The 9,536-nt window shown below is 50.3% G+C and carries 14 protein-coding genes; 11 read left to right on the plus strand and 3 right to left on the minus strand.

Annotated features, from left to right (window positions below):
• From OB13_RS08085 to OB13_RS08110, 6 genes are all read left to right on the plus strand, one after another.
• Window positions 1-492, plus strand: a 492-nt coding sequence (locus OB13_RS08085) for an ATP-grasp domain-containing protein (RefSeq protein ID WP_461489651.1), incomplete at its 5' end; no start/stop codon positions are given.
• On the plus strand, window positions 485-1,744 hold the full coding sequence (locus tag OB13_RS08090) for a carboxylate-amine ligase (RefSeq protein ID WP_461489652.1): 1,260 nt from the start codon (window positions 485-487) through the stop codon (window positions 1,742-1,744). The genes OB13_RS08085 and OB13_RS08090, both read left to right, overlap by 8 nt.
• Window positions 1,738-2,457 (plus strand): N-formylglutamate amidohydrolase, encoded by a 720-nt coding sequence (locus OB13_RS08095; RefSeq protein WP_461489653.1) that lies wholly within the window; start codon window positions 1,738-1,740, stop codon window positions 2,455-2,457. Before OB13_RS08090 ends, OB13_RS08095 begins: the two co-directional genes overlap by 7 nt.
• A 173-nt stretch (window positions 2,458-2,630) precedes the next feature.
• Window positions 2,631-3,236 (plus strand): YqaE/Pmp3 family membrane protein, encoded by a 606-nt coding sequence (locus tag OB13_RS08100; RefSeq protein ID WP_461489654.1) that lies wholly within the window; start codon window positions 2,631-2,633, stop codon window positions 3,234-3,236.
• Window positions 3,237-3,388: 152 nt separating this feature from the next.
• Complete coding sequence (locus OB13_RS08105; protein ID WP_461489655.1) at window positions 3,389-4,324, plus strand: DnaJ C-terminal domain-containing protein; 936 nt, start codon at window positions 3,389-3,391, stop codon at window positions 4,322-4,324.
• A 46-nt stretch (window positions 4,325-4,370) separates the two neighbouring features.
• Window positions 4,371-4,727 carry a hypothetical protein gene (locus tag OB13_RS08110; RefSeq protein ID WP_461489656.1) on the plus strand — a complete coding sequence of 119 codons (357 nt, stop codon included), beginning with the start codon at window positions 4,371-4,373 and terminating at the stop codon, window positions 4,725-4,727.
• On the opposite strand, the gene OB13_RS08115 is transcribed toward OB13_RS08110, so the two are convergent.
• Window positions 4,722-5,459 carry a pseudouridine synthase gene (locus OB13_RS08115; protein ID WP_461489657.1) on the minus strand — a complete coding sequence of 246 codons (738 nt, stop codon included), beginning with the start codon at window positions 5,457-5,459 and terminating at the stop codon, window positions 4,722-4,724. The two genes, OB13_RS08110 and OB13_RS08115, sit on opposite strands and share 6 nt — an antisense overlap.
• Window positions 5,460-5,634: 175 nt before the next feature.
• On the opposite strand from OB13_RS08115, the gene OB13_RS08120 reads away from it, so the two are divergent.
• Window positions 5,635-5,835, plus strand: coding sequence for a hypothetical protein (locus OB13_RS08120; protein WP_461489658.1), 201 nt, complete (start codon window positions 5,635-5,637; stop codon window positions 5,833-5,835).
• 11 nt (window positions 5,836-5,846) lie between these two features.
• On the opposite strand, the gene OB13_RS08125 is transcribed toward OB13_RS08120, so the two are convergent.
• Window positions 5,847-6,110 carry a hypothetical protein gene (locus OB13_RS08125; RefSeq protein WP_461489659.1) on the minus strand — a complete coding sequence of 88 codons (264 nt, stop codon included), beginning with the start codon at window positions 6,108-6,110 and terminating at the stop codon, window positions 5,847-5,849.
• A gap of 54 nt (window positions 6,111-6,164) precedes the next feature.
• Window positions 6,165-6,587: a hypothetical protein gene (locus tag OB13_RS08130; protein ID WP_461489660.1), complete on the minus strand. Its 423-nt coding sequence runs from the start codon at window positions 6,585-6,587 to the stop codon at window positions 6,165-6,167.
• 162 nt (window positions 6,588-6,749) lie between these two features.
• Here OB13_RS08130 and OB13_RS08135 point away from each other — a divergent pair, with 162 nt between their 5' ends.
• The 4 genes from OB13_RS08135 to msrA all read left to right on the plus strand — a co-directional run.
• Complete coding sequence (locus tag OB13_RS08135; RefSeq protein WP_461489661.1) at window positions 6,750-7,166, plus strand: hypothetical protein; 417 nt, start codon at window positions 6,750-6,752, stop codon at window positions 7,164-7,166.
• 161 nt (window positions 7,167-7,327) lie between these two features.
• Window positions 7,328-7,603, plus strand: coding sequence for a GIY-YIG nuclease family protein (locus OB13_RS08140; protein ID WP_461489662.1), 276 nt, complete (start codon window positions 7,328-7,330; stop codon window positions 7,601-7,603).
• Window positions 7,604-7,864: 261 nt separating this feature from the next.
• Window positions 7,865-8,860, plus strand: a complete 996-nt coding sequence (locus OB13_RS08145) for a cation diffusion facilitator family transporter (RefSeq protein ID WP_461489663.1) — start codon at window positions 7,865-7,867, stop codon at window positions 8,858-8,860.
• 154 nt (window positions 8,861-9,014) lie between these two features.
• A partial coding sequence (msrA, locus tag OB13_RS08150) for a peptide-methionine (S)-S-oxide reductase MsrA (protein ID WP_461489664.1) occupies window positions 9,015-9,536 on the plus strand: 522 nt, incomplete at its 3' end.

Genomic DNA, 9,536 nt, shown 5'->3' on the forward strand with positions numbered 1-9,536 from the left:
TCGCAGGGGGTGGTCAAAGCAAAAGACCATGAGAGTCTTGAAAAAGAGCTGGACGAAATGCTGGCCGACTCGGAGCTGGTCATCGGGCAGGAGTTCACACCGACCGACTTCGACTGGCGCATCGGTATACTGGATAAGCAGCCCTTGTATGCCTGTAAGTATTTTATGGCTAAAGGCCACTGGCAGATTTACAACTGGAACGGCAAAAAGAAAAATGACACGGAAGGAGATCATGAGACAGTTCCGTTTGAAGAGGTGCCTTTTACAGTGCTGCACACCGCTATGAAAGCGGCAAACCTCATCGGGGACGGCTTGTACGGGGTAGACCTCAAAGAGATTGACGGGAAGGCGTATGTGATCGAGGTAAACGATAACCCCAGTATCGACTCCGGTTGTGAAGATCAGATACTCAAAAAGGAGCTCTACCTCTCCATCCTGAAATCCATAAAAAAACGCATAGATGACAACAAAAACGTTCGAACAGATGAATAGCGCTAGCACCAGAACACTGCATTTATTTGAAGGCTATGGCGTGGAGATGGAGTACATGATCGTGGATAAGGACACACTCCAGGTAAAGCCCATCACGGATAAACTGATCTATGATCAGGTAGGAGCTTATGTATCGGATGTGGAATTCGGGGACATGGCCTGGTCCAATGAACTGGTGCTGCATGTGGTGGAGCTGAAAACACAGGAGCCTGCTGATTCACTCAAGGGACTGGAACACAAATTTCTGGCGCATGTGCAGAAGATCAACCAGATGCTCGAAAAGCACCATGCCATGCTGCTGCCGACTGGCGCACATCCGCTCATGAACCCCTATACCGATACAGCCCTTTGGCCGCACGAGCACAATGCCATTTACGAAGCCTATAACCGCATCTTCGATTGCCGGGGCCACGGCTGGGCCAACCTCCAGAGCACGCACCTGAATCTGCCTTTCGGCAACGACGAGGAGTTCGGGAAACTGCATGCCGCCATCCGCATGGTGCTCCCGCTCATACCGGCTATTGCAGCTTCTTCTCCTGTGCTGGATGGCCAGATTTCCGGACTACTGGACACGCGGCTGGAGGTATACCGCCACAACCAGGACAAAGTGCCGGCCATCGCCGGTAAAGTAGTACCCGAAGCGGTCTTCAGCCGGCAGGAGTATGAAGAGCAGATCCTGCAGAAGATGTATGTGGCCGTTGCCCCCTACGATCCGGAGGGAGTGCTGCAGGAGGAGTTTTTGAATTCGCGCGGGGCCATTGCCCGTTTTGACCGGAATGCCATCGAGATCCGGCTGATCGACATACAGGAGAGCCCCCTGGCTGACCTGGCTGTGCTGCAGGCGATTGTAGCCACCGTGCAGGCACTGGTAGCAGAGCGCTGGGTGAAGCTTCCGGAACTAAAGCGCTGGGACGAAAACAGGTTGTCGGACCTGCTGTTGCAGGTGATCCGGAGCGGACAGGAAACGGTGATAACGGATAGGGAGTTCATCCGTTGCTTTGGCTTTGAGTGTACGGATAACTGTACGGTGGGCGAGCTGTGGCAGCACCTGGTACAGGAAACCATGACGCCGGAAGAGCAGCCGGAAATAGCCCATGCACTCAATGTGATTCTTTCGCGGGGCTGCCTGTCCAAGCGGATTGTGGAGGCAATCGGAGAGAACCCTACCCAGGAAAAAATTAAAGAGGTATACGCTGCTCTTGCCCGCTGCCTGCAGCAGGGCGCAGTCTTTATCCCGGACAAACTATGCTAAAACTGTTACTGACTTGTGAACACGGAGGCAACAGAGTGCCTCCTGCGTATGAAGAATTATTTAAAGGTCATGAAGATGTGCTGCAGACACACTACGGCTATGACATTGGTGCCCTGGACCTGTTCAACAGCATGAAACAGGTAGCGGACGTCAGTTTTTATTCGGAAACGACCCGACTTCTGGTAGAGTTAAACCGTTCGGAAGGTCACCCGAAGCTCTTTTCTGAGTTTAGCAAAGGCCTGTCTGATAAAGCTAAACTACAGGTGCTCAAGGAGTACTATGTACCTTACCGCCAGGAAGTGGAACACATGGTGCGGGATCTGGTTTCGGCCGGGAGACGCGTGCTGCATGTGTCCGTGCACAGCTTTACGCCGGTGCTGGAGGGGGAGGAGCGGCAGGCCGATGTAGGTCTCCTATACGACCCCAAACGCAAACTGGAACGGACCATTTGCAAAAAATGGAAAGCTGCGCTCCTGCAGCAGGACAAGCAGCTGAACGTTCGCTTCAACTACCCCTACCTGGGTATAGCAGATGGTTTTCCTACCTACCTGCGGCGCAAATTTACCCCCGATCAGTACGCCGGGATCGAAATAGAAATCAATCAGAAGTTTCCGGAAGAAAACGGGCCTGGCTGGCAACGGCTGAAGCAGCTCCTGCGCAGTACCTTGCAGCTCATGCTGGAGGAAAAGCAGGAGGAGCTCTCTCTCAAATAAGCCGGTTACTAACAAAAAGTGATTTTGAATAACAAAAAACGTCAATTATAAGTACTGTTAGATATATATGAAGAGTTCTGCATATAAAATGACAGCTGTTCGTGTATATTTGATGGTGCTGTAGAAAGCTCCGGCATCTGCTGCAATATGTATTACCTTAAATTCCTAAAACTATGAGATTGAAAAGTTTACTTAACCTGGTACTGGTGCTGGTGGCAGCGCAACTGATGTTTGCCTGTAGCTCAGCCAAGTACTATGAATTTGCGGCCAACAAGCAAGCACCTTACCAAGAGCTGAAGAAGAAACCTGCCGCTGACCAGGAGGCAATGCCTCAGATGACCATGACGGAAGTAGCCTTAGCAGCTGCTGAAAAGAAAGCCACTCCAAAGGTAGTGGAAGAGCCCGTACTGGAAGCGAGCGTAGCCGTTCCGGTTGCAACTGCAGCTCCTGCTCCGAAAGTAGCGCCGGTTGCTGCGGCAGTTTCTGAAAAAGTTACGATCACGGAAGCAGAGGCATTGGCCATGGCTAAGGAGCGTATCGCTTCCATGACGAAGGCTGAGAAAAAAGAATTCAAGAAAGAATTCCGTGAAGTGCTAAAACAGGATCGTGGCGGCGGAACGAACATCATTGAGATCATCCTGGCTATCCTGATTCCACCTTTGGCCGTTTTCCTGCATGATGGCATCGGGACTTCTTTCTGGATCAGTATCATCCTGTGGTTGCTGGGTATCATTCCTGGTATCATTTACGCGCTGCTGGTTGTAACAGACACGATCTAATTAGCAGAAGCATTGGCTTTCAGAAACGAAGCACCTCCGCAAAGGGGTGCTTCGTTTTTTGCTTCCGGCCTGATAACTACTGCTCTTTTATTGCGTTTTATACCTGTAAAGCGGAAGGAATTTATTTATCTTGAAGCGAAAACATTTACTGCATGGACTACAAGGACTACTACAAGATACTGGGTGTAGAGAAGTCTGCTTCGCAGGCCGATATCAAAAAGGCTTACCGTGCACTGGCCAAAAAATATCATCCTGACAAAACCAAAGGCGACAAGGCTGCCGAAGAAAAATTCAAGGACATCAGCGAAGCCTACGAGGTACTGGGAGACGAGCAGAAGCGAAAGCAGTACAACGAGCTGGGAGCCAATTGGCGCCAGTTCCAGCAGGGCGCAGGCCAGTACAGAGGACAGCCGGGTGGTGGCTTCCGGGGTACCCGCTACGAAGGCGACGCCAGCGACATGTTCGGCGGAAGCGGCTTTTCGGATTTCTTTGAACAGTTTTTTGGCGGTGGCTTCGCCCAGCAAACAGGCGAATTCCGGGGAAGCCGGGCCCGGGCAGCCAAAGGACAGGATTATGAAGGCGAAATGAGCATCACACTGGAGGAAGCTTACAACGGAACTTCCCGTCAGCTGACTGTTAATGGACAGCAACTGCGCATTACGACCAAACCCGGCGTAGCCAACGAGCAGGTACTTCGCATCAAAGGCAAAGGCGGTCCGGCCATGGGAGGCGGCACGCCCGGCGACCTGTACATGCGGGTGCAGGTGCAGCCACATCCCGGATTTGAGCGGCAGGGTGATGATCTGCATACGCGTCTCAACCTGGACATGTACACGGCTATACTGGGAGGAGAAGTGCAGGTAAACACACTCACCGGGCAGATTAAACTGAAAATACCTGCCGGCACCCAGAATGGCAAAACTTTGCGTTTGCGCGGCAAGGGCATGCCAGTGTATGGGAAGCCTGATCAGTACGGCGATTTGTACGTAAAGATAGAAGTACAGCTCCCCATTCACCTGTCAGAAGAAGAGCGTAGCCTGATGCTGCAGTTGCGGGAATTACATCAGCGCAAAGCAGCCAATGTATAAGGAAGTAGGAAGTACTGGAATCGTGTTACCCTAAGCCGGAGCAGCCATGTTAATGACCCTGGATCATACCACCATCAATAGCCCGTTGGAAAGCTTTGTGGACAGCCTGGCCGACCGCAACCTGACCTGTTACGCCAGCGAACTGCTGGAACAGCATGGCTGTAATAACCTCCAAGAGCTCAGCCTTGCCGTTAAACGGGCAACCGAGGTATGCAACTGCCTCCACATGCCCTTGCAGGAGAATTTCAAAGTCGTGTACAGGTCCCGCAACGGCGAAGTAGTGCAGGACTGGCGCTTATCTCCTGTAGCCTACCTGCTCACCGCCCTGAATTCCGATTCCAGAAACGCACTGGTCGCCAACCTGCAGGTGGAGATGGTGAAGCGGATGCTGTACCCCTCATAGGCTGCCGACCACAACGGTAACGCCTTCCTTTTGCAAAATTTCTTCCCAGCCAAACTGCAGGCACAAGCGGTGCATGTTCTGCGGCATAGGAGCTGCAATGGATACTTTCTCCCCGGTTACAGGATGAATGAATTCCAGCAAGCCGGCATGCAGGAGCAAGTAGGGGCTGTGCAGTTCTTCCAGGAACATCTGGTTATGACGCCAGTCACCGTGCCTTTTATCCCCGACAATGTAGTGCCGGATGTGAGCAAAATGCTTTCGGATCTGGTGCATACGCCCGGTTTCAGGTTGCACCTGCACCAGGGAGTAACGGGCAGTACTATACCTTCCTACAGGTATAGGAAGCTCTATGGTAGCCAGGCGAGTGTAATGCGTTACGGCATCCTGCGGCGCTTTGTGCTTGTGGTCTTTGTCCGGGCGGATGGGGCTGTCGATGGTATCCTGTTCAGGCGCATACCCCCGCACGATGGCATAGTAAAGCTTGTTCACTTCTCTCTCTTCAAAAGCCTTTACAAGCAATCCGGTCGCTTCGGGACTTTTGGCAAATAGCAATACCCCGGACGTGCCCCGGTCCAGGCGGTGCACGGCGTATACCTGGTAGCCCAGTTGGTCCCGGAGCATCTGCAGGGCAAACTCCTTTTTCTCTTCAGCAATGCGCGTGCGGTGTACCAGCAGCCCGTTGGGCTTGTTTACGGCTACATAGCGCTCATCTTCATACAGTATTTCCAGCACAGTTCTTTTGTTATACCTGCAAAGGTAAGGCTTATCGGGCATCCGGCCATACCGCAATATTTTGCAATCAGCAGGGCCGGGCCTATACCTTCAAATTTAAATTAGCGTAAAGGTTTAGAATTGAACAAAAGGCAGGCTATACTTGCTGCCTGAATAAAAAACGAGAGGAGCGGGTATGGCTATATCATTTGATAACCTGAGAAAAGGGAAGAAGTATGTGTTGCAGAACTACGGGGAGCAATTTGAATTTCAGGTGGTAGACATGCCCGAAGAGGGAGCATTCCTGGTAAAGGATCTGCGAACACTCGATACCTATCTGTTGCACGAGCTCCTGCAGTACGGCCGCGGAAAAGATTTTGATATGCAGGAACTCTAGGTTGCAAAGAATTAACTGCTGCGGCTTACTTTACCCTTCAGGTCCCAGTGGCTGCGTTGTATCTTTTGGGTGTTCTGGTCGCGGATGATTTTGCGAACGTAACGCTCTCCGGCTATGGCACCATCTTCCTGCCGCTTTCCAATGAATAAGGTGATGGGCTCACCCAGTTCATTGGTGATCACCGTCAGGTCTTTGCCATTGTAATTCATATCCAGCCGGGTGTCCGGCGCAAATACTTTGTTCAGTTTTTCTATCAGTTTCGGGCCAAGTGCCATTATGCGGTCTCCTTTCTGCTTAGGAGTACGCCAAAGGCAGTTGGATCGTTCCGGTCAGGCGTAAGCAGGTATAGCGTCCTCCTGCTGCACCCAGTAGCGGGCATCTTCCGCATTACTGAACAATTCGAAACGGATCCGGTTAGTAGCATGCTGGTTGAACATACGGACAAGCTGATGCGAAACCATTTCCTGAAAAATATCCAACGGCACAACCCGGGCAAAGCGTCTGATACTGGAGTGCTGCAGGCGATCGGCACTCAGTTCTGCCAGCGCACGTTGCATGGATACATCCAGGTTTATACCTCTGTGATTGTCCGCTATCCAGTTCTCGGCTCTGCACTGAATGGCGAAGTCTATGCCTTTGTTGTAAACGGACAGGAGGGACTTTATGTCGGGTTGGGAGAGCCACTCCAGGAGTAGTAAACTTTGGTCTGTATAGTAATGAATTGCGCAGTACTTATTGTGGAATATCCGCATGTATGAATTGCCCGTAGTAGGTAAGTTACAAGCTTAGAACAGTATATACGATATAAAAAATTCAAATAAAAACTGTTTTATTAGGATAGTTTAATGATTAAGAACATTGAGGTAACTTGAGCGCATTTTTAAAGTTAAAAGTACAAGAAAAGAGAAGGAACGTTGGCCATGCTGTTTGTGGGGAAAGATAGTAGCAAAATCCTGTTTAAGAATGACTTTCTGGAAGTAAAGCTGGTTGCTGACAATCAGTTACTTACTGCTGAATGGACAGGTGTGCTTGATTCGAACAGAGGGCATAAGGGCTGCGAGCAAATGCTCAAATGTGTTAAGGAAAATCCGGTCCGGAAAATTCTCAATAATAATTCCAAAGTGCCCGGGCATTCGGGCGCGTCTGAATGGCTTGGCAGGGTATGGCTGCCTGCCCTGAGCGAAGCCGGAGTTGAATATTTTGCCTGGGTGTATTCCCCTGATTTCTTTACCCAGCTAGGCATTGACAACGCTATCGCGCTTTATAAAGAAATGGAAATCAAAACTTTTTTCTCAGTTCAGGAAGCCCTCGATTGGCTGGATCAGTATTAGCTATACCTACCAGCTACTTCGCTCCAATCTATTGAACCGATACTGCTGCAACAACGCCAATAGCTGTATAACATCCCGCAAACGATCTCTTTCTAATAATATCTTCAAACCAAAACGAGGTACCGGTAGCTGCGTATAATGAAATCTAAAAGAACACTCATATGCAAGCACAGCAAGGCCACTACTTTGTATATATCTTTGGGGAGCAGCCACAGTCAGACCTGAACATCGGGGTTTCGGACAACCTGCAACACTATGTGCCGAAAAGCGGTGAACCTGCCCGCAAGCCCAAACTGGTATACTACGAACACTACGATATGGAAGAGGTGGCGCTCGTGCGGGAACGGCACATCAAAGCCTGCAGCCTGGAGGAAACCTCACGCCTCGTGGAATCGATGAACCCAAACTGGTTAGATCTCACCGACACGCTTTATTAATCGCTTTAGACCTGCCCGATTTTTGAATTTAATTGCCCTGTCGCTGGTTACGGAATAGTACAGTTTGCTGCTGCCTCATTTCCGTATCGGTATGGAGCCGTATGCTGCTTTATCGTATACCTATAGTTTGATCCGACGTGGTCCGGAAGTGAACACCTCCCGTTTAATTATTGTATCTTGCTTCAGAAATGGCCTTGCCTTCTTTTTAAAAACTGACCACATTTTTCAGGGGCGAATTTCTTAGGGAGGCTATCGAAATAAATGAGAAAAATCCTGCAGAGACAAAGCGATAACGTGCGGCTGCAACTACTGGTAGTGGTTGTGGGTGTGTTGTTGATGGTAGCCAAATTTGTCGCCTATTACCTGACCAGTTCCAATGCCATCCTGACCGATGCCCTGGAGTCCATTATCAACGTCGTAGCCGGCACCGTTTCACTTTACAGCCTCATACTTTCCGCGCGTCCCCGGGATCTGAATCATCCTTACGGGCACGGGAAAATAGAATTTGTAGCGGCTACACTGGAGGGTTCCCTCATTGTGGTGGCAGGCGGAGCTATCATCCTGAAGTCAGTTTACAATCTCTTCGATCCGCACGAGCTCACCCGCCTGGATATTGGTATTTACCTGACAGCCGGATCCGGTATCGTCAACTACGTCATAGGCTATATCACGGAGCGCAGGGGGAATCTGTCCAACTCTTTGGTATTGGTAGCAGGAGGGAAGCACCTCAAAACAGACGCCTACTCTACGGCAGGTATAATTGTGGGGCTATTGCTGATCTACATCACTGGTGAGATCTGGCTGGATAGTGCAGTGGCTATTATTTTTGGTGCCTTTATCTGCTATACCGGTTTTCGCATATTGCGCACGGCCCTGGCAGGCATCATGGATGAGGCTGATTACGAACTGCTCAAGCGGATCGTGCGGGTACTCAACGAGAACCGGCGGGAGAACTGGATTGATATTCATAACCTGCGCGTGATCAAGTATGGCAATACGCTGCACATTGATTGTCACCTCACCGTACCCTGGTACCTGACGGTTTTGCAGGCGCATGAAGAGGTTGAAGCAGTAGGCGAACTGGTCAAAGAGAAAATTGATCCCGACATTGAGTTATTTGTGCATACTGATCCCTGTGTGGAAGCTTCCTGTACGGTCTGCACCAAAAGGGTTTGTGAGGTAAGGCGAAAGCCTTTCCGGCACCGCATCGAGTGGGACTTTGACAAAGTGATCGCTGATAAAAAACACGGCGAGTAAATGGATTCCTGGCCGGATTATTGCCCGCTTAAACTTTGGGATTGGTTATTTGTTAGGCTCTAACCGACACCTGCAAGCCTGATGGCTTGCCTGAAACTATAACTATACCGCGACTCTATTTATTCCCGTAGCTTAAGTAATAGGTGCACTTACCATGAAGAAAATACATACATTTTTCCTATTCCCTGTATTCCTGCTGCTCTGGTCTTGCACGGAGTCAACCACAGAGCGAGCGCAGTTAGAGGCCAGTTCCTTTTCCTATGGCGACAGTACTACGGATACGACGCATTTAGAGACGGCAACGTTTGCCGGCGGATGCTTCTGGTGTACCGAGGCTTACTTTGAGCGCCTGCAGGGAGTACATAAAGTGATTTCAGGCTATACAGGCGGGAGGGAGTCTAAACCAACTTATCAGCAGGTAAGTTCTGGCAAAACGGGCCATGCAGAAGGGGTACAGGTATACTATAATCCCGCTGAGATCTCGTATCGGGAGCTGCTGGAAGTGTTTTTTGCCACCCATGATCCCACAACCCTGAACAGACAGGGACCAGATGTAGGGAAGCAATATCGCTCGGCCATCTTCTATCAAAACGAGGATGAGAAGCAAGAGGCAAAGCGCTACATAGATTCCCTGGAAGAGGCAGGCACTTACCGCAAGAAGATAGTAACCGAACTT

It is taken from the genome of Pontibacter sp. HJ8 (assembly GCF_054824225.1).